Annotated in this window: 13 protein-coding genes; 3 read left to right on the forward strand and 10 right to left on the reverse strand. The window is 50.0% G+C overall.

Annotation, left to right across the window (positions count from 1 at the left end; translation table 11 throughout):
- Window positions 1–12: 12 nt before the first annotated feature.
- The 6 genes from msrB to parE all read right to left on the reverse strand — a co-directional run bounded on the left by msrB (window position 13) and on the right by parE (window position 8031).
- Complete coding sequence (gene msrB / locus EKM73_RS04350) at window positions 13–462, reverse strand: peptide-methionine (R)-S-oxide reductase MsrB (RefSeq protein ID WP_125700761.1); 450 nt, start codon at window positions 460–462, stop codon at window positions 13–15.
- 246 nt (window positions 463–708) lie between these two features.
- Window positions 709–1299, reverse strand: a complete 591-nt coding sequence (locus tag EKM73_RS04355) for a matrixin family metalloprotease (RefSeq protein WP_125700762.1) — start codon at window positions 1297–1299, stop codon at window positions 709–711.
- A gap of 148 nt (window positions 1300–1447) precedes the next feature.
- The gene (locus EKM73_RS04360) at window positions 1448–2377 is read right to left on the reverse strand and encodes a manganese-dependent inorganic pyrophosphatase (protein WP_125700763.1); all 930 of its coding nucleotides are present in this window, start codon (window positions 2375–2377) and stop codon (window positions 1448–1450) included.
- A gap of 41 nt (window positions 2378–2418) precedes the next feature.
- Window positions 2419–3378, reverse strand: a complete 960-nt coding sequence (locus EKM73_RS04365) for a LysR family transcriptional regulator (protein WP_125700764.1) — start codon at window positions 3376–3378, stop codon at window positions 2419–2421.
- A gap of 205 nt (window positions 3379–3583) precedes the next feature.
- Complete coding sequence (gene parC, locus EKM73_RS04370; RefSeq protein ID WP_125700765.1) at window positions 3584–6031, reverse strand: DNA topoisomerase IV subunit A; 2448 nt, start codon at window positions 6029–6031, stop codon at window positions 3584–3586.
- Window positions 6032–6054: 23 nt separating this feature from the next.
- A complete protein-coding gene (parE, locus tag EKM73_RS04375) occupies window positions 6055–8031 on the reverse strand; it encodes a DNA topoisomerase IV subunit B (protein ID WP_125700766.1) in 1977 nt (658 codons plus the stop codon).
- 276 nt (window positions 8032–8307) lie between these two features.
- Between parE and plsY the strand changes: the two genes are divergently transcribed.
- Window positions 8308–8931, forward strand: coding sequence for a glycerol-3-phosphate 1-O-acyltransferase PlsY (plsY, locus tag EKM73_RS04380; protein WP_125700767.1), 624 nt, complete (start codon window positions 8308–8310; stop codon window positions 8929–8931).
- A gap of 419 nt (window positions 8932–9350) precedes the next feature.
- On the opposite strand, the gene EKM73_RS04385 is transcribed toward plsY, so the two are convergent.
- The 4 genes from EKM73_RS04385 to xerC all read right to left on the reverse strand — a co-directional run bounded on the left by EKM73_RS04385 (window position 9351) and on the right by xerC (window position 13213).
- The gene (locus EKM73_RS04385; RefSeq protein ID WP_125700768.1) at window positions 9351–10226 is read right to left on the reverse strand and encodes an aldose 1-epimerase family protein; all 876 of its coding nucleotides are present in this window, start codon (window positions 10224–10226) and stop codon (window positions 9351–9353) included.
- Between the two features lie 89 nt (window positions 10227–10315).
- Window positions 10316–11728 (reverse strand): ATP-dependent protease ATPase subunit HslU, encoded by a 1413-nt coding sequence (gene hslU, locus EKM73_RS04390; protein WP_125700769.1) that lies wholly within the window; start codon window positions 11726–11728, stop codon window positions 10316–10318.
- Window positions 11729–11747: 19 nt separating this feature from the next.
- Window positions 11748–12290: an HslVU peptidase proteolytic subunit gene (gene hslV / locus EKM73_RS04395; protein WP_020088639.1), complete on the reverse strand. Its 543-nt coding sequence runs from the start codon at window positions 12288–12290 to the stop codon at window positions 11748–11750.
- A gap of 20 nt (window positions 12291–12310) precedes the next feature.
- Window positions 12311–13213, reverse strand: coding sequence for a tyrosine recombinase XerC (gene xerC, locus EKM73_RS04400; RefSeq protein WP_263853797.1), 903 nt, complete (start codon window positions 13211–13213; stop codon window positions 12311–12313).
- Between the two features lie 331 nt (window positions 13214–13544).
- Between xerC and EKM73_RS04405 the strand changes: the two genes are divergently transcribed.
- Window positions 13545–14639, forward strand: a complete 1095-nt coding sequence (locus tag EKM73_RS04405; protein ID WP_225421278.1) for a DUF2087 domain-containing protein — start codon at window positions 13545–13547, stop codon at window positions 14637–14639.
- A 1-nt stretch (window position 14640) separates the two neighbouring features.
- Entirely contained in the window at window positions 14641–15312 is a 672-nt protein-coding gene (locus EKM73_RS04415; protein ID WP_125700771.1) for a chloramphenicol acetyltransferase, read from the forward strand.
- Window positions 15313–15535 lie beyond the last annotated feature (223 nt).

A 15535-nucleotide genomic window follows, 5' to 3' on the forward strand; every position in this document is an offset into this window, starting at 1 on the left:
GGGTGTACCTCCTTATTTTGTGTCTGGAAATAGCTGTTGGAAATCGTGATAACCGCTTTCCTCGAGTTGATTGGCAGGGATAAACTTGAGCGCCGCTGAGTTGATACAGTAGCGCAAGCCCCCCGCTTCCTGTGGGCCATCGTTGAAGACGTGGCCGAGGTGGGACTTAGCATCGCTGCTGCGAACCTCTTGTCGAACCATGCCAAATGAATGATCGGTGTTTTCCTTGACGTTCGCGGTATCGATTGGCTTGGTAAAGGAAGGCCAGCCGCAGCCCGCGTCATACTTATCGGTCGAACTAAACAAAGGTTGGCCACTGACCACGTCCACGTAAATGCCAGGTTCATAGAAAGCATCATACTTACCGGTAAACGCGGGCTCCGTTGCGGCGTTCTGCGTCACGGCGTATTCTTCCGCAGTCAAACGCGCCTTTAAATCTGCCTGAGAGTCTTCTTGTTTCATTCAGATTCCTCCAATCAATTGTGCACAACTTTTTTTGCTTAGTCTTAGTTTACGACTCTTTGGTCAAAAGGCAATTAATTTGCCTAACTGTCATTGCTTTTTGACTACGATGAGTCATACACTAGGCTTGCTCATTTCGCTTAACTGGATCAGAGATTTAGTTGCTCAGCTATTTAGTGGTCAATTTAAAAAGCGCCGGCCCAGAAATGAGTCGACGCTTGTCTTCTATTCTACTTATCAAGCTGGCTAGCTTGCTGCTTGCCCAGCCGGTGTTTGGTAACGTGCCTTGACGCCATCGATATCAACCTGTTGAATGCCGACCGACCGATTCTCATAGTACATGACACTGTGTTTCGATGGGTTGTGGGCGAGCCCCATGGCGAGCCCCATGGCGTGACCCAGTTCGTGTTCAGCCACGTGGGTGTCATCTGACCGAGAATAACCGTAATTATGAAGTAGTTCTGGGTTTAACTCGGAGTTGATCTTGAACAAGTAATCATGCCGGGCCCAGAACTCCGTTAACCCAACATCCTTCCCCAATTGCTGCGACTCGCTTGGCGTTGCCGTTGTCAGCTTGATTTGGGCTGATTTCGCGGAAGCAAGCTTGAACGTAAAGGCTCCGGTCTTGTTCCACGCCCGGATAGCCGAACGCCAAATCCGTTGATAGTAAGCCGATTTGGTGGTAATTGCATAGGTTGCATGATTTGTGACAAACCTTTCAGGTCCAAACGGTGTTGTGGACGCTGCCAACGCCACAGCACCACCGATTTGGCTGACAAAAAGACCAATCGTAACCACGACCATCACGATTTTTCGATACCAAGCACTTCTTGTCATGCAAAGTTCCCTCTCTCTTACAGGGAATATGCCTGACGGCTACCATCGGCCCGTATTATATGCGGGTTGCCTAAAAGTTGCGACAAAAACGCTCCTCGAAGAGTAAATTTCTTCGGGGAGCGTTCCAATTTATTGTAAATTTACCGAATTAAGCGTTGAAGGCGTCGGTCAATGGCGGCACAACTTGCTTCTTCCGGGAAACCACACCAGGCAAGCTGGCACGGTTGTTTTCAAGTTTAGCGTTGAAGGCTTTTTCAACGACATCCTTAGGCTCACCGGCAACGATGAGTTCGGAGTCACTGTTCAAGACGTTGGTTGCTAAGGTAATGAATAAGTCATAACCATCAGCGGCAATTTCAGCGTTCATTTCCTTTTCCAAGCCAGCTTGGCGGGAAATAACGTCGTCTAAGTCAACCGTGTTGATTTGGCCGATTCGAACGTTGTGACCGTTCATTTCGAAGGACTTGGCATCGCCATCGATCAATTCCTTATCGCTCTTAGCGGCCAGGTTAGTCCCAGCCTTTAACATCGCGATACCATAGCTTTGAACGTCGACATCAGCGATTTCAGCCAAGGCACGAACGGCTTCGCGATCCTTGTCCGTCGTGGTTGGGGATTGTAATAACAGCGTGTCGGAGATGATGGCAGAAAGCATCAAGCCGGCCAACTTAGCTGGAATTTCAATCTTGGATTCGTCGAACATTTCAGTCAAAATGGTGCTGACACAACCCACTGGTTCTGCCCGGTAGTACAAGGGAGAGTCCGTGTGGAAGTTAGCAATCCGGTGATGGTCAACGACGAAGGTTACTTGAACCTTGTCTAAATCACTCACACTTTGTTGGGCTTCGTTGTGGTCCACCAACATAACTTGGTCAACTTCGTTTGAAACCGTCTTAACGACCCGTGGTGCTGGTTCGTCGAAGTGGTTCAACACGTAGTTAGTTTCCATGTTAGGTTCGCCCAAGGCAACGGCTTCAACATCGTAACCGCGTTGCGTTTGGTAGTAGGCAAAAGCCTTGGCAGCCACAATAGCATCCGTATCAGGATTTTGGTGACCGAAAATTAATGCTTTACTCATTGGTAAAAAACTCCCTTAATCAATAAATTTTTTGTTTAAATTTACTTGTTACGCAATTGTTTGAGGCGCGAAATGTAATCGTCGGCATGCAAGTACCGGTCAAACTGCGCGAGAAAGTGGCTGATCCGCGGAATTTCCGCCTTGCCCTTGCGGAAAACAAAGGCTAAATCGAAGCGAATATTGGGATCAAAGTGCGCCGTCCAGGTCTCTGGCAGGTCATCCTGACCGACCATAAACGAGTTAGGCAACGCCGTCGATGCACCCGTCTGCATTGAAAAATGCAGGAGTTGTGTTGGTGTCGTGAAATTGGCAACGCCTTTGGGAAAATCAGCCAATTGATTCTTATAGGCTTCATGAATCGTCTGATTCAGGTAGTAGCCATCTGGATACATGGCCCACACATTAGCCGTGGTGTCCTTGAACTTGATTCGGTGTTTCTTGGCTAGTTGTTCATCGTGATGGATAAACAACAGGTCATCCGAAATGATTTTCTTGGACTCGTACGGCTTCCAATTCTTGATGGAATCGTCGGGCAAGTACATGATAGCTAAGTCAATCTTGTTATTTTCCAACCGTTCCCAAATTTCCTTCCGGGTTAACATGTGGAAGGAAATTTTGAGTTCGGGATTGCTTTGGTAAGACAGGATGGCAAAGTCTTCAAAAACGGCATCCTCGACCGAAGCCAAGAGGCCAATATTAATTTCCCCCTGAGTGGCACTGGTGGATTGTTGAATCTCATCCGTTGCCTGGTTCAGGATGGCGTAAATCTTGTGCGTGGCATCCAACATGGTGTAGCCAGCGTCTGACAACCGGAGCTTTTTCCCGACTGAGTAGAAGAGCGGTGCCCCCACCGTTCGTTCTAGCTTCTTAATCTGTTGGGTCAAAGCTGGTTGGGTAATCCCCAAAATTTGAGCAGCCTGCGTATAATTCATGGTTTCTGCGAGTTGCAGAAAATACGTCAGGGTTTTAGAAGAAAAGATGCTTTCTTGTTTCGTCTTCATCCGCGTTTACTCCTTATGACTGGCGTGACGAACCGTCTAGCCGACAACTACGTCAGCCTAATAGTAACTATTAATCTCTATAATAGGCTGTTTTGGATGAAAGCGCAACGATTACCGCTTGCGAATCCCCTTACAGCCGATTGAGAGGAATTAAACACTACCAACATAATGGCAGTAGCTCGCGAATTGTCCGGTAAACTTGTTGTTAATCCAGCACCAATTCAGCCGGTTTAACGCGTAGTGAAACGGGGGTCCCTTCCACATCGGTGTCGACCACGAATGATCCGTTGGAATAGCGACCACTCAGTGGATGTTCCATCGGTAAGACATCGTGGGTACGCTCACGACTGGTCATGATTTCCAACGGCGGGTTGCCGGCCGGAATCGTCATAAAGTCGACGACTCGGTGCGGATCGCGCTTCAACTCACGGAGCACAATGACCCCACGACGGGCTCGGCTTGTCACGGAAATTTCCTTCATCGCTAGGCGCTTAAAGCCCCCACGCTGGGTAATCAACGCAATCGTGTCGTTATCGGCAACCAAGGCCAGGTTAACGACCTCGTCATCATCGCGCAGATCCATAGCCCGAACCCCAGTGGTCCGAGCACCGTTGATTGAAACTTCATCAACGGTATAACGAAGAGCGTAACCATTCTTCGAAATCAGCAAAATCCCCTTATCAACGGGTTCCGTCAGGTATTTCACCTGAACAACTCGCGCGTCATCGTGCTTGAGCTTCTCGTAAACCGCAGCGCGACTCTTGTAGGTTCGACCAGGCGTCAGGTCACTGAAGGCCGTCTGCTTGATGTAACCATCGCTCGTCGCAATTAAGAAGCGTCCCGGTTCCTTCAGCGTCTTAAAGGCAAAGGTGGCAACAATTTCTTCATCGCTAGCTAAGCCGATCGTTTGCGAAATATGTTCACCGGTTTCCTTCCACTTCACATCGCTGATCTCATGGACAGGTCGGTAAATCAAGTTACCCTTGCTGGTAAACATCATGAGGTGGTCTAACGTGCTGAGTTTTTCCATGAAGATTGGGTAATCCTCATCCTTTAGTCCGTTGTCCTCAGGGTCCGAAGCCGTGTAGGACCGGACGCCGGAGCGCTTCAGGTAACCGTCGTGACTAACTAATACGACGACATCTTCATTAGCAACCGTCACTGTCGTCTTGATCTTCAGGTCTTCGATCTTATCCTGAATCTCGGTCCGACGTGGGTTCCGATAGTTCTTGGCAACGTCCTTCAACTCTTTACGTAAAACCGCGTTAAGGGTCTTAGGTTCGGCCAAGATTTTGTGGTCCTGTTCAATGGCTGCGGATAACTTATCCGATTCAGCTTGGAGCTGGGTCACATCGGTGTTGGTCAACCGATACAGTTGCAAGGCTACAATGGCGTCCGCTTGCTTTTCAGAAAAGTCGTAGGCACTGACCAGATTATCTCGCGCATCACGCCGGTCCTTGCTGGCCCGGATGGTCGCGATGACTTGATCCAGAATGGACAGCGCTTTGATCAGCCCAGTAACGATGTGTTGTCGATCCAAGGCCTTTTGTAGCTCGTACTTAGTCCGCTTCGTAATCACGTCGCGTTGGTGTTCCAAGTAAGCCGTCAGAATCGTTTTGAGACCCACGTGTTCTGGCCGCATGTGATTGATCGCAACCATATTGAAGTTGTAGGTGATTTGTAATTCTGTATTTTTAAATAAGTAGTTCAGAACCCCTTGAGCATCGGCATCACGCTTCAGTTCAATGGCAATTCGTAACCCGTCCCGGTCAGTTTCGTCTCGGACTTCTGCGAGGCCTTCGACCTTTTTGTTGAGGCGGATTTCATCGATCTTTTTGACCAGTTGAGCCTTGTTTACTTCGTAAGGGATTTCGGTCACAATGATCTGACTCTTGCTCCCCCGTAAAGGCTCGATGGATGTCTTGGAACGGACAACAACGCGACCACGACCGGTCTCGTAGGCCTTAACGATGCCGTCCTTACCTTGAATGATTCCACCAGTAGGGAAATCGGGTCCCTGAACGAACGACATGAGTTCTTCCAATGTCGCCTTAGGATGACTTAACAGGTAGACCAGAGCGTCCACGACTTCGCCCAAGTTATGCGGTGGAATATCCGTGGCGTAACCGGCTGAAATCCCGGTAGAACCGTTGACCAGTAAATTAGGAAAACGAGCGGGTAAGACGGTTGGCTCGTACTCGGTATCATCAAAGTTGAGCACCATTTCAACCGTGTCCTTATCGATATCCCGTAACATTTCACCGGCTAATTTGCTCAGCCGGGCTTCGGTATACCGCATGGCAGCGGCCGGATCACCGTCCATTGACCCGTTGTTCCCGTGCATCTCAACGAGGGGTTCGCGGACCTTCCAGTCCTGACTCATCCGCGTTAATGCTTCGTAAATTGAGCTATCACCATGGGGGTGAAAATTACCCATGACGTTTCCGACCGACTTGGCAGACTTCCGGAAGCCCTTGTCGTAGGTGTTGCCGTCCTTGTTCATGGCAAATAAAATTCGCCGTTGAACGGGCTTGAGACCATCACGAATATCTGGCAATGCCCGTTCTTGAATGATGGACTTGGAATACCGGCCGAACCGGTCACCCATCACTTCTTCCAAAGTTAATTCTTGAATGTTTTGTCCTTCACTCACGAAAGTTGTGCTCCTTTCACCGGTTATTTATCCGTTGACTCTGTCGGTTCCGCAGATTCCAGCAGACTGGTGTTATCGTCCTCAAGTGTAAATTGAACGTTGCTTTCAATCCACTTCCGGCGAGGTTCAACCTTGTCACCCATTAACGTGGTGACCCGGCGTTCGGCTAAGGCTGCGTCATCGATTTGGACCCGAATCAGTGTCCGCTTCTCGGGATCCATCGTGGTATCCCACAGTTGTTCAGCGTCCATTTCACCCAACCCCTTGAATCGTTGCAAGTTGTAGCCGTGATTTTTAATCTGTTTGGTCTTCTGATCGAGTTCGTCGTTTGTCCAAGCGTATTCGATGGTTGACTTCTTACCAGTCGTCTTGATGCGATACAGTGGTGGCAAGGCAATGTAGACCCGCCCGGCATCGATCATGGGCCGCATGTACTTATAGAAGAAGGTCAACAACAGGATCTGAATGTGGGCCCCATCGTCATCGGCATCGGTCATGATAATAATTTTATCGTAGTTAGCGTCGGCAATATTAAATTCGGCACCAACACCAGCACCGATCGTGTAGATCATGGTACTGATTTCTTCGTTTTTCATAATATCGGGTAGCTTGGCCCGTTCCGTGTTCAGCACTTTCCCCCGTAATGGCAGGATGGCTTGAAACTTCCGGTTACGGCCTTGCTTGGCAGACCCCCCGGCGGAATCCCCTTCGACTAAGAACAATTCGTTTTTGGCGGAATTCTTGGATTGGGCGGGTGTTAGTTTACCGGAGAGCAAGCGTTCATGCTTCTTGTGGCGCTTGCCATTTCGACTTTCGTCACGGGCCTTGCGGGCAGCCTCACGGGCTTGGCGGGCTTGGGTCGACTTGCGAATCAACATCTTCCCAAAGTCCCCGTTTTCCATCAGATAGTAGCCCAGTTGTTCGCTGATAATGCTATCTACGGTGGCTCGAGCTTCCGGTGTTCCCAGTTTTTCCTTCGTCTGTCCTTCGAACTGCAACAGATTTTCGGGGATCCGCAGTGAGATCACGGCAGACAGCCCCTCACGTACATCGGTTCCTTCAAGGTTCTTATCGCGATCCTTGAGGAGGCCGACCTTACGTGCATATTCGTTGAAGGCCTTGGTCCACCCACTACGCATACCCACTTCATGGGTTCCGCCATCTTTAGTCCGCACGTTGTTGACGAAGGACAGGAGGTTTTCGGTATAGCCGTCGTTGTATTGGGCAGCGACCTCGACCTCGATACCGTCCTTCTTGCCATCAAAGTACATCACGTCTCCGAGGGTATCCTTGTCTTCGTTAAGGTAGCTAACGAACTCCTTGATGCCATCTTCAAAGTGATACTCTTCAGCCTTTTCTTGGCCTTCACGTTCGTCGGTCAGCGTAATCTTGACGCCCTTGAGCAGGAATGCCGATTCACGGAGCCGTTCTGAGAGCGTATTAAAGTTATAGACAGTCGTCGTGAAGATCTCACTATCCGGCTTAAAGGTCAGCGTGGTCCCGTTATGGGCACGCGTATTGCCCTTCTTTTCCAGGGTGCCTTGGGGATGCCCCCCCTTGGCAAATTTTTCCTGGTAGCGAACGCCGTCACGTACAATAGTCACGGTCAGTGAACTGGAGAGCGCGTTGACCACAGAAGCCCCCACCCCGTGGAGCCCACCAGAGGTCTTGTAACCACCTTGACCGAACTTACCCCCGGCATGCAGCACCGTCAAAATAACCTCAGGTGTCGGAATACCGGACGCGTGCATGCCCACGGGCATACCGCGGCCATGATCGACGACGGTAATACTATTGTCCTGGTGGATGGTAACGTTGATTTCCTTACCGTATCCGGCCAGAGCTTCATCAACGGCGTTATCGACAATTTCGTAGACCAGGTGATGGAGCCCTCGGCCGTCAGTAGAGCCAATATACATACCAGGACGTTTACGGACAGCTTCCAATCCCTCCAAGACTTGGATGGAGGAATCGTCATATTTAGGTTTTGCTTTCGCCATGCGTAAATCCCCTTTACTTTTACTAGATTTAGAATTGCTTTCACGATACCCTTTAGTTTACCCCAATGCGAACGTATGTTCAAATGAATCGTACAAATCGCATGGGGTGGGTTTTCAGTAACCACATTATCATACCACAGGAAACTAAACGCTGGCTAGGTTTCCTGATATAATTGGCGTAATGCGCAAAACATGCTAAAATATAGAGCAGCTTATTAGTAACGGCCGCCACCCCAGCGATGGTGGCCGTCGGGAGAAAGAGCGGAGGAATTACGCGTGAAATTAATTGGGTTACTCATTGTGGCCTACCTACTTGGGGCCATTCCGAATGGTGTCTGGGTGGGTAAGGCCTTCTTCCATACCGATATTCGTCAGTCTGGTTCCGGAAATATTGGCACGACGAATACCTACCGGGTTCTCGGACCGTATGCCGGAACGGTCGTGATGGTCCTCGATATTGCGAAAGGAACGGTGGCCACGTTGCTTCCTACTTGGGGACACGTGACCACGATCTTTGGCACCGCGACACCCCTCTTATTTGGGCTGTTTGCGGTTCTTGGCCATACCGTCTCCGTCTTTGACCACTTCAAAGGTGGCAAGGCGGTAGCGACCTCAGCGGGGATGCTCTTGGCATACAACCCGTTGATGTTTGTGATTGCGGCTGGACTATGGGTCAGCCTGATCTACTGGACCAGCATGGTCAGTCTAGCCAGCATGGTTGCCTTTTCGTTGATTGTTTTGATCTCGCTAGGCTTTCACGACTGGTATCTGACCGGTATCGCCTTCATCTTGACGGTATTTGTCTTCTACCGTCACAGGACCAATATTACTCGGATCAAGAATGGGACGGAATCAATGGTCCCATTCGGTCACGGTTACCAGAAGCGTCACGCTAAATAGGATACTGAAGGCTCTCAACGACAATCGTCGCTGGGAGCCTTTTTCTTATGATTTGAAAACTATGGCTAAACATTATCGCCTACGGCAGCCAGCAATTCCGCCTGCTGTGGGGAACGCCTACAGCCAAAGAGCGGGCTTCCAGCTCGGTTTGAAACCTCGCGAGGTTCATGCGAGTTTCCAAACGCGTCTCGCGTTGTAAGGCCGGAAAATTCGCCGGTCTAACGACGCCATCACGGCCGGCTACATTACTGGCTGTCTCCGGCTAAAATAACGTTTAACTATAACTTTAACCGAACCGTCGTTGGAAGTATCGGTTAGTTCTGTTGTAACCATGCGATTGTGATACCGAAGCCTATCTTACAGCTGTCAACCATTCCAGGCGGAATCTCGGACATCCGTAGTCGACTGCTTTCGGCCGTCTAGAAGTAAGTAACCTGATAACTCGCCTTAAAGGCCTCCTTGCCAGCCAATTTCTGGATGGCAACCTTTGTCTCCAGATCACCCGTAGCTTGAACGTCATCTGCTAGGCCCCACCATGGTTCTAAGCACACGAACGGTGCTTGCTTGGGATACGGTGACCAAATGCCCAGATATGGGGCGGCGACCGTTAAGGCAATACCATGGTCGTCTGAGGGTGTGCTGAGCATGACCGTAGTTTCATGATTGTCGAGCGTTAATACCTGGGCGTCATGGTCGAATAAGTCGTGCTTTAAGGCCAGGGGCTGATGCAGGTCAAGCGGCACGGCATGCTTCGTATCACTGTATGGCCCGACCAGTGGAACACGTTGATAGGTCTGTTTGGGTGAAACGGTCACGTTATAGTCGGTGAAGTCGGCTAATGCGCCGCCAAATGGCACGTTGAACCCGGGATGGGCGCCAAACGAGAAGGCCATGGTCTCGTCAGTTGGATTCGTCACCGTCGCGTTGACCTTGACCTGGTGATCGACCAATTCATAAGATAGCGTCAGGATGAAGTCTTGCGGGTACAATGCCTTGGTCTCATCATCGGCCGCTAATTCGAGACTGACCTGAGTATCGGTCTGATCGATGACCGTAAATTCACGGTCGCGTGCGAAGCCGTGTTGCGTCATGTGATACGTCTCGCCATTCAGTTGGTACTGGTTGTCCTGTAACCGGCCAACAATTGGGAAGAGGATCGGTGCGTGACGGCCCCAATAAGCTTTATCGGCCTGCCACATATATTCCAAACCGCTCTCATTATCTTTGACACTGGTTAATTCGGCACCTAACGGATTGATTTTCACCGTCAGATAGTCATTCTTCAACGTGATCATCGCAATTCCTCCCACATTAATCTGTTACCTCTTATCATACCTTACGCAACGCAAAAGAGCCAAGACAACCGTCCTGGCCCCACATACGTTTATAGGATGTACCGTGATAAATCCTTGTTCTGAACGATATCACCGATCTTATCGTTAACGTAACTTTCGGTAATCGTGACGTCACCGGTCCCCATGTCAGGTCCTTCGTAAAGCAGATCTTCCAGGAGCTTTTCAAGAACAGTCTGTAACCGTCGAGCCCCAATGTTTTGGTTCTCGTGGTTCAGTTCAAAGGCCAACTCGGCAATGCGTTCGATGGCTTCCATGGTGAAGGTCACCTTGACATTGTCGGTCCCAATCAAAGCGATGTATTGCTTGATCAGGGCGTTATTTGGTTCAGTCAAGATCCGAACGAAGTCTTGCTTGCTCAGGTCGTTTAATTCTACCCGAATTGGGAAACGGCCCTGCAGTTCAGCAATCAAATCGCTAGGCTTGGATTCCGCAAAGGCCCCGGCTGCGATGAAGAGAATGTGATCGGTATCAATGGTCCCATACTTCGTCTTAACCTGCGTCCCTTCAACGATTGGCAAGATGTCGCGTTGAACCCCTTCACGGGAAACATCGCCGCTGTTCTGGCCACTGCCCTTGGTGATCTTGTCGATTTCATCGAGGAAGATGATCCCGGTGTTTTCGGCCCGCTTGATGGCATCGTGATTGATGTCGGCGTTGTTGACCAGCTTTTCTGATTCTTCGCTGACCAAGATTTCGCGAGCTTCAGCGACCGTGACCGTCCGCTTAATCCGCTTCTTAGGCATGATGGACCCCAAGGTATCGTTCAAATCGATACCCATTTGGCCCAGCATGTTGTTGTCGGTGGCACTGGCTTGTTGTGGATCGTCCATTTCCAATTCAACAGAATGGTTTTCGAGCAGGCCCTTGTTGAGCTGTTCTGTTAAGGACAACCGTTCATTACGGATCTCATCGGTAACTTCTTCTTGTTCGCTAGGTGCCGTTGGCATTTGGCCGTTTTGCATCTGGGAGAACATGTTCATCATATTTGAGAAATCGTTATTGTTCTTGTTTTCCTTCTTCTTGGCTGGGGCCAACAGCTTAACTAATCGCTTGTTGGCAGCCTGTGTGGCATCAGCGCGGACATTCTTGAATTGGTCCTGCTTTTCCATAGCAACGGAAACTTCAACCAGGTCACGAACCATGGATTCCACTTCACGGCCGACGTAGCCAACTTCGGTAAACTTGCTGGCTTCGACCTTGGTGAATGGTGCGTGAACGATCTTGGCTAACCGGCGGGCAATTTCAGTTTTCCCGACACCGGTAGGTCCGATCATTAACATGTTCTTAGGTGAAATTTCTTCTTGCATGGCGGCATCGAGTTGCATGCGGCGGTAACGGTTCCGTAAGGCAATGGCAATCGCCTTCTTGGCTTCGTCCTGACCGATGACGTATTGGTCAAGTAAGCCAACAATCTCTTTAGGTGTTTTATTAATTGCGTCCACTATTCTCAGTCCTCCAGATTTAAAGTTCTTCAGAAATAACGTTTTCGTTCGTAAAGATATCGATCCCACCAGCGATGTGAATGGCGCTTTCGGCAATTTCCTTAGCGCTCATTTCCTTGGCGTGGTGGTGTAAAGCCGTCGCTGCTGCTAAGGCGAAGTTCCCACCGGAACCGATGGCTAAGATGTCATCGTCGGGGGCAATGACTTCACCGGAGCCAGAGACCAGGAGCATTTCGTCCTTGTCCATAACGATCAGTAAGGCTTCCAACTTTTGCAAAGCTTGGTCGGAACGCCACTGCTTAGCGAGTTCAACGGCTGCCCGTTGCAGGTTACCACTGTATTCGTTGAGTTGGCCTTCGAATTTTTCTTCAAGGTTAAAGGCATCGGCGACACTACCGGCGAATCCGACAACGACTTGGTTGTTGTAGATCCGACGAATCTTGTGGGCGGTTCCCTTCATGATGACTTTTTCACCCATCGTGACTTGACCGTCACCCGCCATGGCGTTATGGCCGTTATGACGGACGGCACAGATGGTCGTTGCTTCAAATTTTACTGGCATAATTATTAGTCTCCTTATGATTACTTCGGTTGATCCTTGTCTTCAGTTGCACGGGGAAAGAATTGACGATAATCCCGTTGGAGGTGTTCTCGCGTCACGTGCGTATAGATCTGTGTGGTCGAGAGACTACTGTGACCCAGTAGCTCCTGAACCGAGCGCAAGTCCGCCCCATTGTTGAGCAGGTGCGTGGCAAACGTGTGCCGCAGCATGTGGGGATGAATCTCACTGGTCAGGCTACTGCGCTTGATGATCTGATTGAGCAGATACGTCACGCCCGCCGGGGTCAGCTGCCCCCCATGAGCGTTGATAAAGACGTAGTCGTGCTGCTGATGATACTTGGTCATCAAGGGTGTCCGCGCCGCCGTGAAATATGTCTCCAGAGCGTCGCTGGCGTAATGGCCAAAGGGCACATAGCGTTCCTTGTTACCCTTCCCATGAACCAGCATGATCCGATTATCAAAATCTACATCGCGTTGGGTCAGATTGACACATTCACTGACCCGAATCCCGGTGCCATAGAGAATCTCTAGTACAGCGGAATCCCGCGTTGCCAATTGCTGATTGGGGTTGCCCGCGGCGGCTGTGAACAGCGCCGTCATTTCCCGTTCGTAGAAGAAACGGGGTAAGTGGCTCTGATGGTGCTTGAGTTGAACGTAGGCGAACGGATCGTCTTTGGCCAAGCCATTGCTCATCAGAAAGTTATAGAATGACCGCAACGTTGAGAGCTTGCGGGCAATCGTCGTCCGCGCGTAGTGATGATCGTACAGGTCGCTGAGATAAACCTCCACGTCGAGCTGGTCGATCTGTGCCCAGGGCTTCTCACCGCCATTGTCCTGCAGGAAGTGACTGAACTCAGCTAAGTCTTCCTGGTAGGCCTTCACGGTTTCGGGTGAATATTGACGCTCACCACTCAGGTAAGTCATGAATTGTGCGACTGCTGAAGCCACGGCTGACACCTCCTATACGTGTTAATGCTAGCAAACGCGCCCTAAAAACTCAACTAACTCATCAGAAATGTTGTGAGCAGACTGGGTAAGCTCGTGTGTTAGGGCTGATGCTGGGTGATAATTGTTGTGGTTCTGGAACTCTTAGTATCGTTGTTTATTATTTTGGTAAACATCTCAAGATAAAGCGAAAGCCGAATATAAGCCACGAATCGCGGCTAAAGGCACTCAGCCTGGATAAACGGATTAAATTAATTGTTGACATATTTCGTAAACATTTGTAAAGTAGATGCTACTGGAGGGATGAGACATGAACTTAGTCGATCTGACACTGACTGAAATTGAACAGGGCTGGCATGAAACGGCCGCGGCCTACGTCTGCAATGCCTGTGAGGCAACGTTTCCTAAGGACCAAGTCTTCCCAGAAGACGACAAGTTTTATCCGGCGGCAACCATGATTCGGCGGCATCTTGCGACCGAACACCCCCATGCCGTGGCCGACCTGATTCAAACCGACAATAAATACAATACGCTAACGGCCAAGCAACGAGACCTACTGCTGGCATTTGCCCAGGGTCAGAAAGATGCTGCCATTGCTGAACAGATGGGCATTGCGGCGGCAACCGTTCGCCATCAGAGGTTTACCTTTCGTGAAAAGGCCAAGCAGGCCAAGCTCTACCTCGCTATTTACGAGCAGGTCTTCAATCAGCCAACGACTGCCGATCAACTGGTGACGTTACCCGACCAGAAGGGCCAAAAGGATGACCGGTTTGCCATCACCGCTGACGAGTACGATCAGCTGGTGGCGAAATACTTCACCTCGACTACACCCCTGAAATTAGCGCGGTGGCCCAAGCATCAAAAGGCTATCCTGGCCATTCTGAAACGCATTAGCCTGTCGATTCCAGCGAACCAGCATTTCACGGAACCGGAACTGACGGCCAAACTCAAGCCCATTTACGCCGATTTTCCGTTATTGCGGCGTTACCTGGTCGACTACGGTTTCCTTAACCGCACGGCAAGTGGCAGTGACTATTGGCGGGACCCTGACGATAAGGAGTTACACATGAATCGCAAAGAACTCATTCAAAACTATAAGGCGGCACCGACCTTCTACGGTGTGATTCAGATTAAAAACAACCAGAACGGTAAGACCTTCATCGACGTCGCACGCAACATCCACAACCGCTGGGGGTATTATCAGACCAGCTTAAACGAAAACTTCTACCATGATACTGAGCTCCAAAAAGATTGGAATACCTTAGGAGCGGACGCCTTTACCTACAGTGTCCTCTGGAAGGCGGATGTTGCCGAGGTCGATAACATCCGACAAACGCTCAAGGACCTCAAAGTCGAGTGGCTGGAGAAATGTCAACCGGCTTATAACCCGTCAGAAAGGAATTAATATGCAACCCTTAAATACAAATAGTACCCCCATCGATATGGCCACGTGGCCGCGTCGCGAATACTTTTATTACTTCACCAAGATGATGCCAACAGGATTCACCCTGACCGTGGATCTGGACGTCACGGCGACCAAGGAATGGTTGACGGCCCGCGATTTAAAATTTAACGCGGCCTACCTCTACTTGGTCTCAAAGGTCATCGCTCAGACCCCAGAGTTCAGAGTGTACCGCGATAACACGGGGCAGTTACAACGCTTCGACGTCCTCCACCCGTCCTATTCTGTCATGCATGCGGATGATCACAGTATCTCCAACTTATGGACGGCCTACGATCCGGACTTCACGCAATTCTATCAGAATTATTTGGCCGACCTGACCGAATATGGCGATCAGCGGACGCCAATGCCCAAGACCCCGCAGATCGAGAACACCTACATGATTGGTAGCATTCCCTGGACGCACTTTACCAGTTATACACCGCTGCCCTTCACGCCGTTAAATACCTTCTTTCCGGTCATTCAGGCCGGCAAGTTCGAGCAGGAAGCGAAACGGTGGCAAATGCCCCTGTCACTGACAATCCATCATGCGGTAGCGGACGGCTATCACGTGAGTCAGTTCCTGGAACAACTCCAGTTAGCCTTTGATCATCCTGAGGCGTGGTTGGTCAGTTAAGATTTAATGGTCATTTTATAAAGCGACGATTCCACTCACCAACCGAGTAGAATCGTCGCTTTTTCTGTGGCGTAAAACGCCTAATGACTGCTGAACATATTGCTACTGTTGGGGATGCACCATTATCTGGTTAAAACGATTTTTCAAAGAAAAGTGAGACCGGATCGGCAATTTTTACATTAGTAATAAGTGTCGGGTTCAAAAAAGGCGCTGACCCCTGAGA

This window comes from Levilactobacillus fuyuanensis, from assembly GCF_003946395.1.
Classification (GTDB): Bacteria; Bacillota; Bacilli; order Lactobacillales; family Lactobacillaceae; genus Levilactobacillus; species Levilactobacillus fuyuanensis.

Bases quoted from the DNA above. Each gene is read 5' to 3' on its own strand.
- EKM73_RS04385 (WP_125700768.1), bottom strand. From the start codon at position 10,226: ATGATCACGTTGAAGAATGACTATCTGACGGTGAAAATCAATCCGTTA.
- EKM73_RS04360 (WP_125700763.1), bottom strand. From the start codon at position 2,377: ATGAGTAAAGCATTAATTTTCGGTCACCAAAATCCTGATACGGATGCT.
- msrB (WP_125700761.1), bottom strand. From the start codon at position 462: ATGAAACAAGAAGACTCTCAGGCAGATTTAAAGGCGCGTTTGACTGCG.
- hslV (WP_020088639.1), bottom strand. From the start codon at position 12,290: ATGCCAGTAAAATTTGAAGCAACGACCATCTGTGCCGTCCGTCATAAC.
- EKM73_RS04365 (WP_125700764.1), bottom strand. From the start codon at position 3,378: ATGAAGACGAAACAAGAAAGCATCTTTTCTTCTAAAACCCTGACGTAT.
- EKM73_RS04415 (WP_125700771.1), top strand. From the start codon at position 14,641: ATGCAACCCTTAAATACAAATAGTACCCCCATCGATATGGCCACGTGG.
- EKM73_RS04355 (WP_125700762.1), bottom strand. From the start codon at position 1,299: ATGACAAGAAGTGCTTGGTATCGAAAAATCGTGATGGTCGTGGTTACG.
- EKM73_RS04405 (WP_225421278.1), top strand. From the start codon at position 13,545: ATGAACTTAGTCGATCTGACACTGACTGAAATTGAACAGGGCTGGCAT.
- parE (WP_125700766.1), bottom strand. From the start codon at position 8,031: ATGGCGAAAGCAAAACCTAAATATGACGATTCCTCCATCCAAGTCTTG.
- xerC (WP_263853797.1), bottom strand. From the start codon at position 13,213: ATGACTTACCTGAGTGGTGAGCGTCAATATTCACCCGAAACCGTGAAG.